This window comes from Actinomadura rayongensis (assembly GCF_009831215.1).
Taxonomy (GTDB): Bacteria; Actinomycetota; Actinomycetes; order Streptosporangiales; family Streptosporangiaceae; genus Spirillospora; species Spirillospora rayongensis.
Genome location: NZ_WUTW01000007.1, coordinates 284,415 through 304,667 on the forward strand (window position 1 = coordinate 284,415; position 20,253 = coordinate 304,667).

Consider the following 20,253-nt stretch of genomic DNA (forward strand, 5'->3'; position numbering starts at 1 on the left):
CTCTACCGACTTGTCTCCGATCCCCTTGACTATCGATAATCCGATATATTTACGATAGACATCCTTGGTCTGGCACCCCGAGATGGAGGAACCCATGAGGCAGAGTCAGGCGATGATCGTGTCCTGCGCCCTCACCGGCGCGGTGCACACGCCGTCGATGTCCGACGCTCTCCCGTACACCCCGGACGACATCGTCCAGCAGGGTCTGGAAGCCGTGGCCGCGGGCGCCTCGATCCTTCACGTCCACGCTCGTGATCCGGAGACCGGAGCTCCCACCCCGAGAGCGGAGGTGTTCGCCGAGTTCCTCCCGCAACTCGCGGCCTCCGGCGCGGTCATCAACATCACCACGGGTGGAAGCACTCGCATGTCATGGGAGGAGCGCGTCGCGGCGGCGCTCCGCTTCGAACCCGAGCTCGCCTCCCTCAACCTCGGATCGATGAACTTCGTGTTCTCCGGAGCCGCCAAGAAGCGCCGCTCGTGGCGTTTCGACTGGGAGCGCGACTACCTGCTCGGGTCGGAAGACGTCATCTTCGCCAACACCTTCACGCAGATCGAGAGAACCCTGCGGACCCTCGGCGAGGAGCGCGGCGTCCGCTTCGAGTTCGAGTGCTACGACGTCGGGCACCTCTACACCCTCGCCCACTTCCTTGAGCGAGGGCTCGTCCGGCCGCCCCTGCTCATCCAGTGCGTCCTGGGCGTGCTGGGCGGCATCGGGGCCGACCCGGCGAACCTCCTGCACATGGTCACCATCGCCGACAAGCTCTTCGGCGACGACCACGACCTGTCGGCCTTCGCCGCCGGCCGCCACCAGATGCCGACCGCCACCCAGATCGCCGCGCTCGGCGGGCACGTGAGAGTCGGGCTCGAAGACAGCCTCTACATCGGGCCGGGCCGCCTGGCGGCCTCCAACGCCGAGCAGGTCACGGCGATCGTCTCGACCGCCCGCGGGCTGGGCCGGACCATCGCCACCCCCGAACAGGCCCGCGCCATGCTCCAGCTCAAGGGCAGCACCGCGATCGGCTGACCACGACCCTCTCCTCCAGGAAGGCACCCATGAACGCGATCACTCCGGCACCGCCCCGCATCGACGTGCACGCCCACTTCATCGTCGACCCGCCACCGTTCGCCGAGCGGTTCGGTGACGACCGCTGGCCCTCACTGACAAAGGACGAGAGCGGAGCCCGGCTCGTCCGCGACTCACGCCCCGTGCGCACGCTTCCGGCGGCGGCGCTGTCCCTCGAAGCACGCCTCCCCGAGCTCGACGACACCGGAATCGGCCACCAGGTCCTCTCCCCCGCCCCGCCGATGATCTGCGAGGTCGGCGACGTCGAGGCGGACGCCGAATGGGCCCGTCGGATCAACCTGAGCATGGTCGAGACCATCAGCGACCACCCCGGCCGTTTCTCCGCGTTCGGCATCGTGCCGCTCAGCCATCCCGGCGAGGCCGTCAAGGTCCTCGCCGAGATGAAGGACATCGGAATGGTCGGAGTGGAGATCGGCACCACGGCGGGCACCCGCGAACTCGACCACCCGGACCTGACCGAGTTCTTCCAGGCCGCCGCCGAGCTCGATCTGCTCGTGTTCGTCCACCCGATCGTCCTCGGCTCCACCACGCCATGGACCTCCCGCATCGACACCCTGGAAACGACCTTCGGCCTCGGGCTGACAACGGACACCGCCATCGCCGCCGCCCGCCTGGCCTTCGGCGGAATGCTCGCCAGAGCACCCGGGGTCAAGATCTGCCTCGCCCACGGCGGCGGCTGCTTCGCCTGGGCCCTGACCCGCATCGCCCACCTGTGGGACGCCAACAATTCGATTTCCGCCGCCGAGCTCGCCCGCTCCTTCTACGTCGACAGCGTCGTCTTCGACCCCCGCAACCTCCGCTACCTCGTCGACCGCCTGGGAGCCGACCGCATCCTCTTCGGCACCGACCACCCCATGCCGGGCTCCGACTCCCTCAAGGGTGACACCCTCGCCGAACTCACCCCCCAAGCCCGTCGGCAGATCGAGTCCACCAACGCGCTGAACCTCCTGGGCCGCCGCCCCGCGTGACCGGCTCATGGCCGGCGTCTCGGTGACCTTGGGACGCCGGTCACACGGCCATGACCGGCGTGTTCTCCAGGACCACCAGGGGTGCTCCGGTGGCGGCCAGGACTTCCCGCGGGGGTACTCCCGGAGCGATTTCGCGCAGGACGAGTCCCTCCCGTGTCACGTCGATGACGGCCAGGTCGGTGATGATCCGGTCGACGACCCCGCGGCCGGTCAGGGGCAGCGAGCAGGTCTCCACGATCTTCGGTGAGCCGTCCTTGGCGACGTGTTCCATGAGCACGATGACTCTGCGGGCGCCGTGGACCAGGTCCATCGCCCCGCCCATCCCTTTGATCATCTTTCCGGGGATCGTCCAGTTGGCCAGGTCGCCGGTGACCGAGACCTGCATGCCGCCGAGAACGGCCGCGGCCAGCCGACCGCCGCGGATGATCCCGAACGACAGGGAGGAGTCGAAGAAGCTCGCTCCCGGCAGCACGCTCACCGTCTCTTTGCCCGCGTTGATCAGGTCCGGGTCCACCCGGCTCGAGGCCGGGTAGGGTCCGGTGCCCAGGATCCCGTTCTCGCTGTGCAGCATGACCCGCACGCCGGGCGGCAGGTGGTTCGGGACCAGGGTGGGCAGGCCGATGCCCAGATTGACGTACGAACCGTGTTCGAGGTCCCGGGCGGCACGGGCGGCCATCTGCTCGCGGGTGAGCGCCATCAGGCCACCGTCCTCTTCTCGATCCGCTTGTCGACCGCTCCCACGCAGACCACGCGGTCCACGAACACCCCGGGCAGGTGGATCTCGTCGGGTTCGAGCTCGGCCAGCGCCTCGACCTGGGCGATCGTGATCCGGCCCGCCATCGCGGCCAGGGGGTTGAAGTTCCGGGCCGAGGCGTGGAAGGACAGATTGCCGTACCGGTCGCCGCGGGCCGCGTGGACCAACGCGAAATCGGTGGTGATCGCCTCCTCCAGAACGTGATCGCGCCCGCCGAACTCGCGGACCTCTTTGGCGGGAGACACGACCGCGACGGACCCGCCGGGTCCGTACCGCCAGGGCATCCCGCCCTCGGCGATCTGGGTGCCCGCCCCGGCCGGGGTGTAGAACGCCGGAATGCCGCATCCGCCGGCTCTCAGGCGTTCGGCGAGCGTGCCCTGGGGGACCAGTTCCACCTCCAGTTCGCCCGCCAGGTACTGCCGGGCGAACTCCTTGTTCTCACCGACGTATGAGCTGGTCATCCGGGCGATCTGCCCGTTGGCCAGCAGCAGGCCCAGCCCCCAGTCGTCCACTCCGCAGTTGTTCGACACCACCCGGAACCCGGTCCGGCCCGTGTCGCGCAGAGCGGCGATGAGTTCCGAGGGGATGCCGCACAGCCCGAAACCGCCCACGGCGAGCGACGACCCGCTGTCCACATCCGCGACCGCGGCGGCGGCCGACACCATGATCTTGTCCATTCACTGCTCCACGGTCAGGACGACGTGTCCGATCTTCGAACCGCTCTCGATGTGCCGGTGGGCGTCCGCGGCCTTGGACAGCGGGAACTGCGCGATCATCGTGGCGTCCATGGGCAGAAGGCCGCCGCGCATCTCGTCCCAGAAGGAACGGACGGCGCGGGGGTCGCCGATCGCCAGTCCCGAGAGGGTGGCGCGCCGGTTGTAGAAGGCGATGATGTCCACGGACAGCGGCCGTCCGTGGCCGCTGGCCTGTCCGGCCGTGACGATTCTTCCCCTGCGTGCGACGGCGGGCCAGTAGCGGTCCCAGAGGCCCTGGTCCATGACGTTGTCGACCACGACCTGCATGCCGGACGGCGAGAGGTCGCGGAGGACACGGCCCAGGTCGTCATCGCCGGCGTCGACGACCGCGTCCGCGCCCAGGGCGGTCAACTGCTCGACCGCGCGGCCCCCTCGCGTCGCCGCCACCACGTCGGCGCCCCTCCGCTTCGCCAGGGCCACCAGGAACAGTCCCACGGAACCGCTCGCGCCGGGCACGAAGACCCAATCCCCGTTCCCCGCGCCCGCGACGTCCAACTGCTCCCACGCCAGGGGGCCGCTCGCGGCGTAGGCGGCGGCGTCGGAAAAGGACAGCTCGTCGGGGATCTCATGGACGTTCGCCGCGGGCACCACCGTGTACTCCGCGTACGCGCCTGGCCGTTGGATCCCCACGGCGATGACCTGGGAGCAATCCCACGGCCGGCCGGACCGGCAGGGCTCGCAGGCGCCGCAGACCACGGGTGCGCTGACGGCCACGCGGCGTCCGAGCAGCGCGGCCTCCGCTCCGTCACCGACGGCGTCCACGACACCGGCGTGTTCGCCGCCGAGAATATGCGGCAGGGTCACCAGCCGCCGGAACACCGGGTGTCGTCCGCTTCGGGTGCCGACATCGCGTCCGAACGCCACGAACGCCGCGCCCACCCGGACCCGGACCTCGCCTCGTCCCGGCTCGGGCAGAGGGACCTCTTGCAGTTCGAGAACGTCCGGCGGACCGAACTCGGGAAGGATCACGGCCTTCATCACGTCTCCCCATGGTCTCCGCGGCCGTCGCCGGGGCCCGCCCGGGCCGAACGGCCGTCCGGCGCTGGAACTACTCGCCGCTGAGCGCGCGGTCGATGAGCGTGGTGTCGGTCGAGGCGTGCTGGTACTTCGCGAGCTTGCCGCCCTCGAAGGTCCACACGTCGACCGCGCCGTGCTGCTTGCCGTCGATCGTCGCCTGGAGCAGGACGACCACGCGGTCCTCGTCAGCGAGGTAGTGCCGGGGCGAGGACTGGTATCCACTGTCGGCCAGCGCCCGGAGAACGGTGGTGACCTGCTCCTTGGTCTCGGCCTTGCCCGCTGCGTCGGTTCGGCCGGGAACGACCCAGGTGAGGCCGCCGTCGAACGCGGCCACCACGTCCTCGAGAGCGCCGGCGTTCCACGCCTCGTAGGTCTGCTGGACCTTCTCGATCAGAGGCTGCGTCATTTCGTGATCCCTTCGTGTCGGCGGCGCGCTTCGGCGCCGTTCGCGGCTTCGGTTCCCCGCGCCGCCGTCAGGTCGTCGAGGACGGCGAGGAGCGCGCCGTGGTCGAGGCTCCCTCGGCCCTGCGCCACCAGCGCCGCCATGAGCTGCGCGACGGCGTTTCCCAGCGGGAGGGGAAGGGAGGCGTCCCGGGCGGCGGCGGTGACGATGCCCAGGTCCTTGTGGTGGAGCTCCGCCCGGAAACCGGGCGTGAAGTCGCGCTTCAGCATCGCTGCGGCTTTGCGGTCGAGGACCTTGCTGCCCGCCAAGCCGCCGTTGATCACACGGAGGGCGGCGTCGAGGTCGACGTCGAGCGCCTCGAGAAGCTTGATCGCCTCGGCGACGAGCTGGATGGCGCCGGCGACGATCAACTGATTGGCGGCCTTCACCGACTGGCCCGCCCCATGGTCTCCGACTCGCTGGACGGTGGCGCCGACCGCTTCGAAGAGCGGCCGAAGCCGTTCGACGTCCTCCTCGGCACCACCGATCATGATCGAGAGGGTGCCTTCGATCGCTCCCGCCTCTCCGCCGGAAACGGGAGCGTCGAGCATCCGCAGGCCGCGTTCGGCGGCTCGGCGCGCCAGCTCGCGGCTGGTCGCGGGCGAGATCGAGGAGAAGTCGACGATGAGCGTGCCGGGGCGGACGGAATCGAACACCCCTTGCTCGCCGGTGAGGACGGCTTCGACGTCCGGTCCGTCGGGAAGCATCAACGCGACGACGTCCGCCTGCGCCACCGCGTCCGCGATCGACGTCGCGGCACGGCCGCCCGCCCTGACGACCGGATCCGCCGATTCGGGCCGACGGCTGTATCCGACGACCGCGAAGCCCGCGCTCACGAGGTTGACCGCCATCGGCCGCCCCATGATGCCCAGTCCCAGGAACGCCACCGTCGTCATGCCGGGTCTCCCAGGGGCTCGTAGTAGGAGCGCTCCCGGGACGCCAGGTGGTGCGGGATCGCGTCGTCCTTGACCAGCCGGGTGAAATGCTCCGACAGGGTGTGGGCGTCGTAGGCGTCCGCGTCCTCGTAGACCTCGAAAAGGTAGAAGACCGATGGGTCGTCGGCCGAGCGCGTCGGGACGTAGAGCAGGTTGCCCTTCTCGGCTCGGGTGGCCGGAGTGAGTTCTGCCAGGATCCGGATGATCTCGTCCTCGTGTCCGGGGCGTGCGGTCCAGGTGGCGCCGAGTGCGAGTGTCATGATCGTGCTCCGTCCGGTTCGGGCACGCAGTGGTTGCGCAGGGAGCCGAGCCCGGTGATCCGGCCCTGCGTGACGTCGCCGGCGCGCAGCCACCGGCCGCCGTAGGCGGCGGCGTTGCCCGAGGGCGTGCCGGTGAGCAGGACGTCCCCGGGTTCCAGGACGCCCAGATGCGAGGCGTAGGAGATCAGTTCCTCGACCCCGAAGATCATGTCGCCGCCGGTGCCGGACTGCATGACCTTGCCGTTGAGCAGGAACTCGATGCGCAGGTCGCGGTAGTCGGGCACGAACTGCCGGGGCACCAGGTACGGCCCGATCGGGAAGAAGGTGGGCCGGCTCTTGGACATGAGGAAGTCGGTGAGGGCGAAGCCGGGACGGAGCATGACGTCCCGCGAGCTCACGTCGTTGCAGATCGTGTAGCCGGCGACGTGGTCCATCGCGGCGGCGGCGCCGATGCGGTGGGCTCGCCTGCCGATCACGACGGCGATCTCCAGCTCCCAGTCGTGCTGGTAGCCCGGACCCCACAGCACGATGTCGTCATGCGCCCCCGCCAGCGCGCTCGACATGCCGCCGAACAGGAACGGCTGTCCGTTGGTGACGACCCGGTCCGCGACGGCGATCGCCTCGGCCTTGATCTCTTCTTCGCTCATCTGGCGATCCGGGTCGTTACGGAGCAGCATTTCCGTCATCTCGACGTTGTGGCTGTAGTAGTTGGCCCCCGCGCACCACAACTGCCCTGACGGCAGGACGGGGGGCAGCGGGCGAACATCGGTGAAGGGGATCCCGTCGGCGGGCTCGACCTGCTCGGCCAGGGCGGTCAGCCGTTCCAGCGTGGCGTCCCAGTCCCCCAGCAGGGACAGGGTCGTCGCCTGCTCGCCGAACGCGCCGCGCAGATCGAACACCGTGTCGTCGACGACGAGGCCGGGGTAGCGCTCCCCTCGGCGCTCGAACATCCCGAGCCCGAAGGTCGGTGCGTCGCTCATCCGAGCACCACCACCGTGCGTCCGGCGATGTGCCCCCGCGCGTTGGACTCCTGCGCCGCACCGGCGTCGGCCAGGGCGAAGGACCTGGCGACGGGGATCGTGAACGCTCCGCGGGCGGCCAGGCCCGCGACCAGCTCGCAGGCCCCCGTGTAGTCCTCGGCGGCCAGCGTCGTGTGCACGCCGAGGCCCCTGCCGCTGAAGTCCGCGCAGGTGACGACTCGTGCCGGGGTGCCGACGAGTTCGATCAGTTCGGGGAGCACTCCGGATCCGGCGACGTCCAGGGCGGCGTCGACGGGACTGCCCGCGGCCGTCTGGGCGCGGGCGACCAGGCCCGGGCCGTAGCGGATCGGGATCGCTCCCAGCGAGCGGAGGTAGTCGTGGTTGGCCTGGCTGGCGGTTCCGATGACGCGCGCGCCACGGCTGACGGCGATCTGGATCGCGGCCGAACCGACGCCTCCCGACGCGCCGCTGATCAGGACGGTGTCGCCCTTCTTCACCTCGGTCAGACGCAGCATCCGGACCGCGGTCTCCGCGGGCAGCGGATACCCGGACGCCTCGGCGAAGGACACCGACGGGGGCTTCACGGCCCAGCCGGTGAGGACGGCGTACTCGGCGAGGGTGTCGCGGCCGCTGCCGAACACCTCATCGCCCTCCGCGACCCCCGCGACACCGTCGCCGACGGCCACCACCGTGCCGGCGGCGTCCAGACCGGTGCCGCTGGGGAAGGTGACCGGCGCGAATTCCCGGAGGTACCCGGCACGGGTCTTCCCGTCGATGCCGTTGACTCCCGCGGCTTTCACCGCGATCAGGATCTCGCCCGGCGCGGGTGTCGGGGTGTCGGTCTCGACGAGGCGCAGGACCTCGGGGCCGCCGTATTCGGTGTACTGAATGGCTTTCATGCCTTCCCTCCCGGGGTGGTGTCAGTGGGCTCGGCGACTCGGCCCGCGGTGGGGGCGTCGGTGACGAGCATCAGGGCGAAGCTGACGTCGGTTCTGCTGATCCGCCAGCCGGCCGCGGTGCGCTGGTAGGTGAAGGCGGCGTCCATGAACACCGACCTGAGCTGGCCTCCGTGGACCGAGCCGATGGGCATGATCCACCGGCCGGTCGCGGTGTCGCCGTCGAGGTCGATCAACGGGCTGGTGAAGCTGTGCATCGCGATGTCGACGGTGGGCGCGACCTTCCGCAGGACGTCGAGGATGGATTTCCGGCCGCTCACGTGCAGGTCCATGTCGACGCTGTGCCATTCGGAGTCCTCGGTGTACACCGTCTCCAGCGCGTCCCAGTCGATGGTGCGGCCGGCGAACCCGCGGTTGGTGGCATGGGCGTAGCGAGCCGTGACCTCGCGGATCTGTTCGAGGTCCTCCAGACGCCGGACGCGGTCCTCCAGCGTCATGGCGCCTCGTTCGGGGGCGTGGTCGTCAGTCATGGCAGTCCGTTCAAAGGTTCGTGATCGCGGCGGAGGCGACCGTGCGGAGCGCTTCCTCGAGCGCGCGGGCCGGGTCGTCCGGTTCGGACGGGGACCGCCAGGCGATGTAGCCGTCCGGTCGGATCAGGCTCGCCCCGCCGCTGTGCAGGCCGAGAACCTCGAGGAGGTCTTCGTCGTCTTCGGCGACGAGGGCACGGCCGATGATGTGGACGGTGATCGGGATACCGGTGCTCTTCGTGGTGGATTCCGCCGCGGTGGCCCACTCGGGGCCGTCCGTCAAAAGCGTCCAGCCCCGGGTGAGCACGTCGATCGTGGACAGGCGCCGTCCGTCGAGCCTCACCCATCGATGCTGTGCCCGGGTCCCGGGCTGACCGCGCCACAGGTCGGGACGTCGCGCCGGTGGCAGCTCGGGACCGGCTCCGATCACGGCCGCCGATCGGTAGAGCTGGCCGAGTTCCATTCCCGCGTCGTCGAGCAGTTCGGCATCACTGTGGAAGTCCGACCTGACGAAACTGTCGTCACGCAGAAAGATCTGGTCGTGACGGGTGAGCGCGATCGGTCGCCGTTCGGCGTCGTAGCTGGTGAGCAGCCGGGGCGATGATGCGCCCGACAGGACCGCTTCCAGCTTCCAGGCCAGATTGTGGGCGTCCTCGATGCCGGTGTTCGCGCCGTAGCCACCGCGGTTGGGCGGAAGCGTGTGCGCGGCGTCTCCCGCCAGGAACACGCGCCCGTCGCTGAACCGTGTGGCGACATGCCCGCCCATCCGCCACCTGCCGGTGGCGATGAGCTCCACCGGCAGGTCCTTGCGTCCCAACGCGCGGTGGACCTGCTCTAGCTGCTCCTGTTCGGTCCGTTCGACGTCGTCGGAGAACATCAGGATCCAGCGGCCGTCGTGATAGGTGGACAGGAACGCGCTGAAGCCCGGCTGATCGATCGTGAACTGGGTGTAGCCGCTCTCGAGATACTCCTCCAGCGGCGCCCGGAAGATCACGCTGCGGATCGTGCGGACGTGGCCGAGGCCGGTCCTGTCGATCTGGAGCTTCTGCCGGACCGTGCTGTTCGATCCATCGGCGGCGATGAGGTAGTCGGCCCTGATCGCGTACTGCGAACCGTCCTCGCGGCGCACCGTGACCGTCACGGCGTCGGCGTCCTGGACGAAGTCCACCATGCGGGTGTTCCTGCGGATGTCCGCGCCCAGTTCACGCGCCCGCCGCTCCTGCAGCGGCTCGAGACGATCTTGAGCGATGCCGACCATGGAGAAGAACGAATGGTCTGCGGGGTTGGAGGGGGCGAGGCCCTCCCTGGGCGGCGTCCACGACTGCTCCTCATGCCAGGCCCCGCCGAGGCTCTCGACCCGGACCTTGCGCGGCCCGGGCCCAGACGCCGTCCTGACGTCCGCGAGCTCCAGCCCGACCGTGCGGAACAGCTCCAGCGTCCGCGGGGTGAAACCCGTCGCTCGGGGATGGGGCGAACTTCCGGGAGCCGCTTCGACGACGACGACACGGACGCCGCGATCAGCAAGGAACATCCCTGCCGAGAGCCCGACGACGGCTCCTCCGACGACCAGAACCGGCACCTGTTCCTGCGCCACCACAGTCACCGACTCCTCCAGGCACTGAAACGATCGAACAAGGGTGGTTATCGATAATTTCTACACTTATCGAGACAGTAGCGAGTTATCGCTGGCCGGGCAAGAGGGTGCGGAGAGCCGCAGGCACAAGCGCCCGACCTGCGCGAGTGCCGACAGAACGCCCTCCGGGAGAACGGACGGAGCCGACCGGGAGCGGGCCTGGCGTGACCCGCGCCACACCTGGAGCCTACTCGAACATGGAACGACTTCTTGTTGAGAGTTGTTCCAGATTCAGATCGAGACCACCCATGAACCCGACCGCGAGGACCGTCCGGCACCAGCGAACGCCAAGGTCGCGAAGGCAGCGGGAAACAGGCCGGACGGCCCAGCCATGACGCTCCCCCAGGAGCGCGGAATCGTCGCGCCGGGCGGACCTACGCCCGGCATGCCGAGGCCGCAGCCGCCCCGCCCCCTCGATTGATCGATGCCCACACGCATGTCAGAGAGGGGGACCAACGCGCAGGTCGCCGACGCGATCAACGAGGCCGCCGCCCTCGAAGGCCTCCCCGCCCACACCGACTCCGGAGCATGACCTTGATGCAAGGAGGCTTTCCACTGCCTGTCCGCACGCTCGATCACGTAGGCCACACCCACCCCCAGACATCGCTCTCGTACCACTTCGTCCGGGTTCGGTGTTAGCGAAAAAGTTAGTCAGACGGGCCACCACACTGCCTTGCCGGACGCCGGACGGTCGGCCATCATCGAGCCCGTGACCGACAGAAAAGATGATCTGTCTTTCGTCGACTGCTCCGCGGCGGGGACGGCCATGCTCGACAGGCTTTACGCCGAGGTCTTAAAGCCGGCGTTCCCGCCCGCCGAGCTGATCAGTCCCGCCGAGATGGAGACGAGCTACGGGCGCCCGAACGCGAGATTTCCCGGAATGATCGCCGGAACCGCCGCCGGTCCGGTCGGGGCCGCCCTCGGCGAGTTCTCGGCCGCCAGCAACATTCTTCTGCTCTGCTACCTGGCGGTCCGCGCCGATCTGCGCAGCCGCGGAATCGGCGCCGATCTGCTCGCGCGGGCGCTGAGCCGCTGGCGCGCGGAGCTGCGGCCGACCGCGATTCTCGCGGAGATCGAGGACCCGCGCCGGCACCCGCCGAGTTCGTTCGGCGACCCGAAAGCCCGCGCCCGATGGTACGACCGCTTCGGCGCCGGTTTCCTACCGCTCTCCCATTTCCAGCCCGCGCTCCAACCCGGCCTCTCCCGGGCTTCCGGACTGCTTCTCATCTCGCTCGACAGGGACGCGCAGAGCGTTCCCGTGGACGCGTTGACGCTGTTCCTGGACGAGTACATCGAAAGCTACGAGGGCCCCGCGGCACGCGAGGGCGACGAGAATTACCTCGCTTTGCGGGCCGAGACCGTCGCGTGGGGCGACGCGGTACCGGTACGGCCGATTTCCCGGCTGGACGATTGGCTGCGCTCCGACTGACGGCCGAGCGCGCCGTCCCGCCGGAAAGTCTCCGGCGCGGCGCCGGACCGGCCGTCGAGAGTGTCCACTTTTGGTCGACGCACGCGGGAAACGAACGGGGACGCCGTGCGGGAATCGATGCGTCGTTACGATCGGTTCACCATGCGGGCCGGGTCGCCCCGGCCGTGTGCTCGCCGCCGAGCCACGGTCCGGCCCGCGCCGACCAGGAGATCATTGTGCACTTCGTCGGACGGCGGACGGAACTGGACCGGTTACGACGAGTTCTGGCGACGGTGGAGGCCGGAACCTTCCTCGATGTCGTCGGCATTCACGGAGTCGGCAAGACCTCGCTCCTGAACGAGTTCGCGCGGCTGACGCGGCCGGATCCCGACGTCCGCGTCTTCACGATCGATATGTGGGACTACCGGCTGGGCGAGGGTTTCGTCGACGATTTCGGGCCCGACGCGAGCGCGGCCGTCCTTTTCGAGACCTTCCAGCGCTCCCTGAAGCTGACCACCCTTTTCACCGCCGGTGCGGGCGAAGAGGAACACGAGGCGTTCGCCGGGCTGCGGGCCGCCCACCGGGAGCATCTCCAGTTGCACGAACTGCTCCTCGCGAAACGGGGCGGCGGAACCTGCGTGCGGCCGACGACGGAGAGCGCGCGGGAGTCCGCGAGTCCCCCGGCCGGCGGGAACGTCATCGCCGGATCGCATCTCACCAACGCCGTGCAGGCCAGAGACGTCCACAACATCATCATCAACTCGACGCCCGGCGACGAGGAGACGCGGGTGCTGCTGCGCGGCCTTCAGAACCTCGCCGACGACGTCTTCGTCGACGCGTGGACGGCCTTCACCGCGAACCGCCGGGTGCTCATCGCGGTCGACGGGTTCGAGACGGTCGCCGACGACGAACTGGGGCTGTGGATGGCCCGGCTCGCCGCCCGGCTGCCGCGGACCCTCGTCGTCGCCGCCCGCACGCCGTCGAGCCGGCCGGTCGTGTTCCAGCGGAACGAGGTCCAGCAGCTCGTCCTGCGCAACTTCGACCTCGCGGAGGTGGGGCGGTACCTGGCGGGCCGGTTCCATCCGGCGTCGCTCCGGCCGGACGTGGCGGACGTCGCCTACGCCGCCACCGCGGGCCATCCCGGCGGGGTGAGCCTGGTCGCCGAGCTGATCGCCGAGACCGAAGGCGCGGCGATCTCGCCCGCGAGCCTCCAACGGCGCCTGAACCGGCTGCCCGACGACTGGGAACGGCGCTGGGGCGGCCTCGTGGAGCTGATCCTCACCGCGACCAACAACGCGAAGCTCCACCTGGCGGTCGAGGCCGCCGCCGTGGCCGGCTCCTTCGACGACGCCCTGCTCGGGGAACTGGTCGGCGCCGACGGCGTGACGCCCGTCGAACTCCGGTCCCTGATCCGCCGGATGGACGACCTCGGCCTGCTCCAGCAGCTCGTCCGCGACGGCCTGTCCGACCGGCTGCGCCTCCACGAGTTCGTCCGGCGCTCGGTGGCGGCGCGGCTCCGGACGCTGCACCACCGCGAACGTTGGCTGCCGCTGCACCGGATCGCCGCCGAGCACTACTACAGCCTGCTGAACGACTGGGACGGCGGCGCCTTCGACTCCTACCTCTCGTGGTACGCGTTCGAGAATCCCGAATGGCAGGAGAACAAGCGGAGCTGGCTGTGGCACACGGGCATGCTGACCGACCGGCGGCACCGCCAGGTCGCGCGCGCACGGCTCGTCCGCGTCTTCCTCATGGCCTTCTGGTGGTGGGGCACGTACCTGCCGTTCCCGTTCAACCGCCAGCTGCTGGAGGACTGGGGTCGCGCCACCGCGCTCTGGGAACCGGGCCGCGCGTCCCGCCCGCGCCTGGGCAGGAGCGAGGACCAGGAACTCGTGGACGCGCTGACCTTCCTGCTCGACGCCTATCCGGCCGGTCTCCTGGAACGTCCGGCGGACACGCCCTGGGACGAGATCCGGGGGAAGATGCTCCTGGTCCGCGACCTGTGCGGACTCGGGCCCGGCGGGCGGCCCGGCGGCCTGTCCCCGGCCGAGGCGGTCGATCTGGACTGGGCGGACGCGCTCATCACGCTGGTCCACGCCCACACCCGCCGGTTCCGCGACCCGGCCGATCCGGCGGGCGAAGAACTCTACGCGCGGGCGGCGGCCCTGTTCACCGCCCTCGGCGACGAGTGGACCGTCCGGTGGATCGAGTTCGAGCGCGCCGACCTCGCCTTCGAGGCGGGCGATCCGGCCGGCGCCGCACGGCGGCTCGCCGCGACCGCCGCCGTCGTCCGGGCGGACGGCGCGGCCGGCGGCGACTGGGACCACGAACTGCTCGGGAACCTCCACCGGCTCGCCGCCGACCTCCACTGGGGACGCGGCGAACTCGGGGAGAGCGCGCAGGAGTACGGCCGCGCGGTGGCGCACGCCTACGTGTTCCAGGGCGTCCCGAATCCGCCGGACGAATACACCCGGCAGTTCTACACCGAGATGACGACGCGGACCGCGCGGCGGATCGGCGAGCTGGCCGCGAGCCCGGCCGACGCCGCCGTGTTCGTCACCGGCCTGCGCGCCCAGGTCCCGGTCCCCGGCAACGAGGCCGACCGGACCGGAACGCAGTTCTTCCCGGTGGGACCGACCCTGGAAGAACTGCGCGCCCGGGACACCGCCTTCATGACGCGCTGGCGGACGTCTCCGCTCTGTTCCGTCGACCCGTTCCCGGGCCTGTCCCACGTCGTCGACCTGCTCGGGGACGACTGACGGGGCGCGCCACCGACCACGCGTTTCCCCCGATGCCCCGTTCCGCCGGGTCGGCGGCCTCAGGCGGGGGATGTAGTGGGAGGGAAGGGGCATCGGATGGACGCGGACGTCATCGTTGTCGGGGCCGGGCTGGCTGGGCTTGTGGCGGCGCGGGAGCTGACCGCGCGGGGGCGCAAGGTCGCGCTCGTTGATCAGGAAGGGCCCGCGAACCTCGGCGGGCAGGCGTACTGGTCGTTCGGTGGGCTGTTCCTGGTGGACACGCCCGAGCAGCGGCGGCTCGGTGTTCGGGACTCGTTCGAGTTGGCGTGGAGTGACTGGCAGGGCAGCGCGCGGTTCGATCGGCTGGACGACGAGGACGTGTGGGCCGTTCGTTGGGCGCGTGCGTACGTTGAGTTCGCCGCCGGGGAGAAGCGCGCTTGGCTGGGGTCGCGGGGCGTGCGGCTGACGCCGGTCGTCGGGTGGGCCGAGCGCGGAGAGTTGCGGGCGGACGGGCACGGGAACTCGGTGCCGCGCTTTCATATCGCCTGGGGAACCGGTACGGGGGTGGTGGCGCCTTTTGTGGACGACGCGCACCGGGCCGCTGCGGGCGGGCTGCTGCGCTTTTTCCACCGTTACCGGGTGGACGAGCTGGTGTTGCAGGACGGCGTTGTCACCGGGGTGCGCGGGGCCGTTCTCGCCGACGATCCCGCGCCGCGCGGCGTGGCCACCAACCGTGATCCGGTCGGTGAGTTCGAGCTGACTGCGCAGGCCGTCGTCCTCGCGACCGGCGGGATCGGTGCGAACCATGAGATGGTGCGCCGGTTCTGGCCGGAGCGGATGGGTGCCGCGCCGCGGGAAATGATCACGGGCGTGCCCGCGTACGTGGACGGGCGGATGCTCGACATCAGCGCCGACGCGGGCGTCCGGCTGGTGAACCGGGATCGGATGTGGCACTACACCGAGGGCATCCGGAACTGGGATCCGGTTTGGCCGCGCCACGCGATCCGCATCCTGCCCGGTCCGTCCCCGATGTGGTTCGACGCGCTGGGACGGCGCCTGCCCGATCCGTATCTGCCGGGCTACGACACGCTCGGCACGCTGAAGTACCTGCGCACCACGGAAGACATCGCGCCTTACGACCACTCGTGGTTCGTCCTCACCCGGAGGATCATCGAGAAGGAGTTCGCGCTGTCCGGCTCGGAGCAGAACCCGGACCTCACCCGGGGCGACCGGGCGGCGGTGCTCCGGGAGCGGCTGCTGAAGAGGGGCGCGCCGGAGCCTGTCGCGGCGTTCTTGCGGCACGGTGAGGACTTCGTCGTCGCCGCCTCTCTGGACGATCTCGTTCGCAAGATGAACGCTCTCACCGATGAGCCCCTGCTGGACGCCGCCGCGCTGCACCGCCAGATCGAGGCGCGCGACCTCCAGGTGGCCAACGCGTTCAGCAAGGACGCGCAGGTCCAGGGCATCCGCAACGCGCGCCGCTACCTCGGCGACCGGCTCGTCCGGGTGGCGGCGCCGCATCGCATCCTCGACCCGGCGGCCGGGCCGCTGGTCGGGGTGAAGTTGCACGTCCTCACCCGCAAGACGCTCGGCGGCGTCCAGACGGACCTGGACGCACGCGCCCTCGGGCTCGACGGCCGGCCGATCGGCGGGCTGTACGCGGCCGGGGAGGTCGCCGGGTTCGGCGGCGGGGGCGCGCACGGCTACAGCGCGCTGGAAGGCACCTTTCTCGGCGGCTGCCTCTTCACCGGACGCGTGGCGGGGCGGGCCGCCGCCGACGCCACCGCCTGACCTCACGCCGGGGCCAGGCCCGCGCGGATCGCGGCGTCGGCGGCGGTGCGGAACGCGCGGTCGACGGTCTCGGGCGGTTCGGTCGCACCCGCTTCGAGCCAGGTGCGCAGGGCCGTCAGCAGCATGCTGGAGACCATCGCCGCGAGCAGTGGGACCGGCACGGCGGACGGGCCGGACGCCCGCGCGGCCAGCCGTCCGGCGTAGTCGGCCGTCAGCTCGCGGTGCAGGGCGTCCAGGAACAGCGGCAGGCCCCGGCCCCGCGACATGACGACGTACAGCTCGGAACGCTCGCCGATGTGCCGGAGCAGGGGGAGGCTGACGTGGGCGGCGTCGCCGGCCGCCAGGGCGCCGATCATCTGGCGGGCGCCGTCGGCCAGCAGCGCGTCCTTGTCGGTGAAGTGCGCGTAGAAGGTGGAGCGCCCGACGTCGGCGCGGTCGGTGATCTCCTGGACGGTGATCGCGTCGTAGCGCTTGACGAGCATGAGGTCCATCAGCGCGCCCATCAGCAGCCGCCGGGTGCGCGCCGACCGGCGGTCCGTCCGCTTGTTCCCGGACGGTTCGCCGCAGGCGTCCGGTAGCGGACGGACAGGGCGATCTGGTGATTGACCCGATACCACAGTCCCGAACGATACTCCGATACGGAACAACTGTCCCGAATCGGAAGGCGTCTCCATGCTCGCTTCGCTCTACGGCCCGCTCGTCGCGGTGCTGACGCTCGGCCGCGCCGGTTCGCTGCGCGCCGCGACGCTGGCCGCCGCCGGGGTCGGACCCGGCGACGACGTCCTGGACGTCGGCTGCGCCACCGGTCAGCTCACCGGCGCCGCCCGCGCGGCCGTCGGCGAGGACGCGCGGGTCACCGGCCTGGACGCGTCCGCCGCGATGCTCGACAGGGCCCGCGCCCGCACCGGCCGGGCGGAGTTCGTGCAGGGCGAAGCGCAGCGCCTGCCGTTCCCCACAGCGTCGTTCGACGTCGTCGTGCTCAGCCTCGTCCTGCACTACCTCGACCGCGAGCAGGCCGCCGCCGCGCTGGCCGAGGCGCGCCGCGTGCTCCGGCCCGGCGGGCGCGCGGTCGTGGTGGACTTCGCCCGCGCCGGGTCCGCCGCCGGACACGTCCGCGCGCACCTGATGCTGCACGGGCGCGCCGCCGCGACCGCGCCCGACCACGCCGCGCTGCTCACCGCGAGCGGCCTGACCGACGTCCGCGCGGCGCCGTGCCCCGTCAAGGCCCTGGCGATCACGCGCGGCACGGCCGAAAGGTGAGCCGCGACCGGATCGCAACGGCGTCACCTGCGCTGTTGTCGGGATGCCGCAACCCGTCCCGTGCGTCATCCTGAGCCGATGGCCAGTCACGGGCATGGGCACGGGCACGGGCATCGGCGGGGCGTGCGGACGCGGATCCTGCACGTCGTCCGCCCGCACTCGCACGAGGCCGCCGACCGCGTGGACGCCGCGCTGGAGGGCAGCGCCGAGGGCATGCGCGCCCTGTGGGTGTCGCTCGGAATGCTGGCCGCGACGGCAGCCGTGCAGGCGGTGGTCGCGGCGGTCTCGGGGTCGGTGGCGCTGCTCGGCGACACGCTGCACAACGCGGCCGACGCGCTGACCGCCGTCCCGCTCGGCCTCGCGTTCTGGCTCGGCCGCCGCCCGCCCGACCGCCGCTACACCTACGGGTACGGACGCGCCGAAGACCTCGCGGGAATCGCCGTCGTGGCGGCCATCGCGGCGTCCTCGGCGGCGGCGGCCTGGACGGCGGCGGAACGGCTCGTCCACCCGCAGCCGGTGTCCGGCCTGCCCGCCGTGGCCGCCGCAGCCCTGGTCGGGTTCGCGGGCAACGAGCTGGTCGCCCGGCACCGGATCAGGACCGGCCGCCGCATCGGGTCCGCTGCGCTCGTCGCCGACGGCCTGCACGCCCGCACCGACGGGTTCGCGTCGCTGGCCGTCCTGCTCGGGGCCGGGGGCGCCGCGCTCGGCTGGGACCGCGCCGACCCGGTGGTGGGCCTGGCGATCACCGTCGTGATCCTGGCGGTGCTGCGGCAGGCGGCCCGGGAGGTCGTCCGGCGGCTCATGGACGCCGTCGACCCGGCGCTGGTCACGACCGCCGAGGACGTCCTGCGCGGTACGCCGGGCGTCCGGGACGCCGGGACGGTGCGGCTGCGCTGGATCGGGCACCGGCTGCGCGCCGAGTGCGAGATCGTCGTCCCGCCGGACGCCACGGTCGTGGAAGCGCACCGGACGGCGGTGGACGCCGAACGGGCGCTGCTCCAAGCGCTCCCCAGGCTGGCCGCCGCGACCGTCCACGCCGACCCCGAGACCGCCGCGGGCGCCCGCCACCACGCCGGACGCTAGCCGGCGGCGGCGTCCAGGAACGCGGTGCGGGCCGGGGACGTCGTGTGCTGCGGCCACAGCGCGTGCAGCGGCGCGTGGACGGCCGGTTCGAGGTCGAGCACCCGGACCAGCCCGCCCGCCGCCGAACCGGGAGCGAGCGTCACGAACGCGACGGCGTCGGTCCCGATCACGGCGGTCGCGGGCGGCGTGCCCTGCAGCTCGCTCCGCTCGTAGCGAGGCTCGAACCCGGCCCGCCGGCACTCGTCCAGGAGGAAGTCGGTGTAGCGGGACCGTCCGGGCGTCCCCCAGACGAGGATCCGCCGGTCGCGCAGGTCGGCGAGCGCGACGGCGGACCGGTCGGCCAGCGGGTGGTCCGCGGCGACGGCGACGCGCAGCCGGTGCCGCGCGAGCGTCGCCCGGACGAGCCCGTGCGGCGCCCGCATCCCCCGGCACAGCCCGAGGTCCAGATGCCCGGCGGTGAGGTCGGCGGCGAGGTCGCCGGGGTAGCGCTGGTGGCTCTCGGCGCGCAGGCCGGGGTGCGCGGCGCGCGCGGCGGCGACCAGGACGCTGACCTCCTCGCCCGTCACCGCCGGGGTGTGGCCGATGCGGAGCGTCTCGGGCTCGTCCCGGCCGACCGCGCGGGCGCGCCGCACCGCCGACCGGGCCAGGCCGTGCAGGACGCGGGCGTCCTCGATCAGCGCGGCCCCGGCGGGCAGGACGGTCACCCGCCCGCCCTGCCGGTCCAGCAGCGGCACGCCCACCTCGCGTTCCAGCGTGCGGACGGACGTGCTGAGCGCCTGCTGCGTGAGGTGCAGGCGCTCGGCGGCGCGGGTGAAGCCGCCCTCCTCGGCCACCGCGATCAGGTGGTCCAGCTTGCGCAGGTCGAGCATCACGGTCTTCCGGTCGCGTCCGCGCGGCCGGGGCGCCGCGCCGCGTCCCAGCTTAGGTTCAGCGGGTGGTGTACCCGCCGTTGGCGAAGATCGTCTGGCCGGTGATCCACCGGCCGCCGGTCGCCAGGAACTCCACGAGCGGGACGATGTCCTCGATCCGGGTGAGCCGGTCCCCCATCGCCTGGGAGCGGTGGAACGCGACCCGCTCGGGCGTCTCCTGCGGGTAGAAGAACGGCGTGTCCATCGGCCCGGGCGCGACGTTGTTCACCGCGATCCCCCGGCTCGCGAACTCCTTCGCCGCCGCGCGGGTGAAGTGCTCCAGCGGCGCCTTCGCTCCCGCGTAGGTGGAGTACCCGTCGGTGAAGGCGGCGAGCAGCGACGTGACGAGGCTGATGATCGCGCCGTTGTCGTTGAGGCGGCGCCCGGCCTCCTGGAGGAAGAAATAGGCGGCCTTGGCGTTGACGCCGAACATGGTGTCGAATTCGGCCTCGGTGGTGTCCAGGATGGGTTTCCTGAGCACCATTCCGGTGGTGTTGACGGCGACGTCCACGCCGCCGAACTCGTCCAGCGCCGTGTCGAACAGCCGCCGGACGTCGGCGACGCGCGTGAGGTCGCCCTGCACCGCGACGGCCTGCGTCCCGGCGGCCTGCACCGCCCCGACGGTCTTCTCCGCGTCGACCGCCGACGCGGCGCCGTGGTAATGGACGACGACATTGGCGCCCGCCGCCGCGAACCGCTCGCTGATCAGCCCGCCGAGGTTCTTCGCGCCGCCCGCGACGACGGCCACTTTCCCCTGCAACTCGGACATGAAGGAACCCCCCTTTGTCGTTTCCTCCACGCTAGGAGGCGACGG

The 20,253-nt window shown here is 71.3% G+C and carries 20 protein-coding genes; 7 read left to right on the forward strand and 13 right to left on the reverse strand.

Translation table 11 applies throughout. The features are described 5' to 3' along the window. Positions 1–94 precede the first annotated feature (94 nt). Positions 95–1,024 carry a 3,5-dioxohexanoate:acetyl-CoA acetone transferase gene (kce, locus tag GQ466_RS26315; RefSeq protein ID WP_161105714.1) on the forward strand — a complete coding sequence of 310 codons (930 nt, stop codon included), beginning with the start codon at positions 95–97 and terminating at the stop codon, positions 1,022–1,024. A gap of 29 nt (positions 1,025–1,053) precedes the next feature. Continuing rightward, a complete protein-coding gene (locus GQ466_RS26320) occupies positions 1,054–2,052 on the forward strand; it encodes an amidohydrolase family protein (RefSeq protein ID WP_161105715.1) in 999 nt (332 codons plus the stop codon). 40 nt (positions 2,053–2,092) lie between these two features. On the opposite strand, the gene GQ466_RS26325 is transcribed toward GQ466_RS26320, so the two are convergent. The 10 genes from GQ466_RS26325 to GQ466_RS26370 form a co-directional block, all read right to left on the reverse strand. Further along, the gene (locus GQ466_RS26325; RefSeq protein WP_161105716.1) at positions 2,093–2,749 is read right to left on the reverse strand and encodes a CoA transferase subunit B; all 657 of its coding nucleotides are present in this window, start codon (positions 2,747–2,749) and stop codon (positions 2,093–2,095) included. Beyond that, positions 2,749–3,483 (reverse strand): CoA transferase subunit A, encoded by a 735-nt coding sequence (locus GQ466_RS26330; RefSeq protein WP_161105717.1) that lies wholly within the window; start codon positions 3,481–3,483, stop codon positions 2,749–2,751. Before GQ466_RS26330 ends, GQ466_RS26325 begins: the two co-directional genes overlap by 1 nt. Then, positions 3,484–4,539 carry a quinone oxidoreductase family protein gene (locus tag GQ466_RS26335; protein ID WP_161105718.1) on the reverse strand — a complete coding sequence of 352 codons (1,056 nt, stop codon included), beginning with the start codon at positions 4,537–4,539 and terminating at the stop codon, positions 3,484–3,486. Between the two features lie 70 nt (positions 4,540–4,609). Then, on the reverse strand, positions 4,610–4,984 hold the full coding sequence (locus tag GQ466_RS26340) for a nuclear transport factor 2 family protein (RefSeq protein ID WP_161105719.1): 375 nt from the start codon (positions 4,982–4,984) through the stop codon (positions 4,610–4,612). Beyond that, positions 4,981–5,916, reverse strand: a complete 936-nt coding sequence (locus GQ466_RS26345; RefSeq protein ID WP_161105720.1) for a 2-hydroxy-3-oxopropionate reductase — start codon at positions 5,914–5,916, stop codon at positions 4,981–4,983. The genes GQ466_RS26340 and GQ466_RS26345 overlap by 4 nt, the downstream gene beginning before the upstream one ends. After that, positions 5,913–6,215, reverse strand: coding sequence for a putative quinol monooxygenase (locus GQ466_RS26350; RefSeq protein WP_161105721.1), 303 nt, complete (start codon positions 6,213–6,215; stop codon positions 5,913–5,915). Before GQ466_RS26350 ends, GQ466_RS26345 begins: the two co-directional genes overlap by 4 nt. After that, positions 6,212–7,195 carry a fumarylacetoacetate hydrolase family protein gene (locus tag GQ466_RS26355; RefSeq protein WP_161105722.1) on the reverse strand — a complete coding sequence of 328 codons (984 nt, stop codon included), beginning with the start codon at positions 7,193–7,195 and terminating at the stop codon, positions 6,212–6,214. Before GQ466_RS26355 ends, GQ466_RS26350 begins: the two co-directional genes overlap by 4 nt. Beyond that, positions 7,192–8,094, reverse strand: a complete 903-nt coding sequence (locus tag GQ466_RS26360) for an NADP-dependent oxidoreductase (protein WP_161105723.1) — start codon at positions 8,092–8,094, stop codon at positions 7,192–7,194. Before GQ466_RS26360 ends, GQ466_RS26355 begins: the two co-directional genes overlap by 4 nt. Next, on the reverse strand, positions 8,091–8,621 hold the full coding sequence (locus GQ466_RS26365; RefSeq protein ID WP_161105724.1) for a nuclear transport factor 2 family protein: 531 nt from the start codon (positions 8,619–8,621) through the stop codon (positions 8,091–8,093). Before GQ466_RS26365 ends, GQ466_RS26360 begins: the two co-directional genes overlap by 4 nt. A gap of 10 nt (positions 8,622–8,631) precedes the next feature. Then, positions 8,632–10,215 (reverse strand): FAD-dependent oxidoreductase, encoded by a 1,584-nt coding sequence (locus tag GQ466_RS26370; RefSeq protein WP_337193638.1) that lies wholly within the window; start codon positions 10,213–10,215, stop codon positions 8,632–8,634. Positions 10,216–10,960: 745 nt separating this feature from the next. Between GQ466_RS26370 and GQ466_RS32990 the strand changes: the two genes are divergently transcribed. The 3 genes from GQ466_RS32990 to GQ466_RS26385 all read left to right on the forward strand — a co-directional run bounded on the left by GQ466_RS32990 (position 10,961) and on the right by GQ466_RS26385 (position 16,188). Continuing rightward, the gene (locus tag GQ466_RS32990; RefSeq protein WP_161105725.1) at positions 10,961–11,680 is read left to right on the forward strand and encodes an N-acetyltransferase; all 720 of its coding nucleotides are present in this window, start codon (positions 10,961–10,963) and stop codon (positions 11,678–11,680) included. A gap of 215 nt (positions 11,681–11,895) precedes the next feature. Next, the gene (locus GQ466_RS26380; protein WP_161105726.1) at positions 11,896–14,418 is read left to right on the forward strand and encodes an AAA family ATPase; all 2,523 of its coding nucleotides are present in this window, start codon (positions 11,896–11,898) and stop codon (positions 14,416–14,418) included. 96 nt (positions 14,419–14,514) lie between these two features. Next, positions 14,515–16,188 carry an FAD-binding dehydrogenase gene (locus GQ466_RS26385; RefSeq protein ID WP_161105727.1) on the forward strand — a complete coding sequence of 558 codons (1,674 nt, stop codon included), beginning with the start codon at positions 14,515–14,517 and terminating at the stop codon, positions 16,186–16,188. A 2-nt stretch (positions 16,189–16,190) separates the two neighbouring features. On the opposite strand, the gene GQ466_RS26390 is transcribed toward GQ466_RS26385, so the two are convergent. Continuing rightward, positions 16,191–16,691, reverse strand: coding sequence for a TetR/AcrR family transcriptional regulator (locus tag GQ466_RS26390; RefSeq protein WP_202421130.1), 501 nt, complete (start codon positions 16,689–16,691; stop codon positions 16,191–16,193). 169 nt (positions 16,692–16,860) lie between these two features. Here GQ466_RS26390 and GQ466_RS26395 point away from each other — a divergent pair, with 169 nt between their 5' ends. Together GQ466_RS26395 and GQ466_RS26400 are read left to right on the forward strand one after the other, a co-directional pair. Continuing rightward, positions 16,861–17,448 carry a methyltransferase domain-containing protein gene (locus tag GQ466_RS26395; protein ID WP_161105729.1) on the forward strand — a complete coding sequence of 196 codons (588 nt, stop codon included), beginning with the start codon at positions 16,861–16,863 and terminating at the stop codon, positions 17,446–17,448. Between the two features lie 78 nt (positions 17,449–17,526). Beyond that, the gene (locus GQ466_RS26400) at positions 17,527–18,531 is read left to right on the forward strand and encodes a cation diffusion facilitator family transporter (RefSeq protein ID WP_161105730.1); all 1,005 of its coding nucleotides are present in this window, start codon (positions 17,527–17,529) and stop codon (positions 18,529–18,531) included. Here the strand turns inward: GQ466_RS26400 and GQ466_RS26405 are convergent. After that, positions 18,528–19,400, reverse strand: coding sequence for a LysR family transcriptional regulator (locus GQ466_RS26405; protein ID WP_161105731.1), 873 nt, complete (start codon positions 19,398–19,400; stop codon positions 18,528–18,530). The two genes, GQ466_RS26400 and GQ466_RS26405, sit on opposite strands and share 4 nt — an antisense overlap. A 58-nt stretch (positions 19,401–19,458) precedes the next feature. Continuing rightward, positions 19,459–20,208 carry an SDR family oxidoreductase gene (locus GQ466_RS26410; RefSeq protein WP_161105732.1) on the reverse strand — a complete coding sequence of 250 codons (750 nt, stop codon included), beginning with the start codon at positions 20,206–20,208 and terminating at the stop codon, positions 19,459–19,461. Between the last annotated feature and the right edge of the window lie 45 nt (positions 20,209–20,253).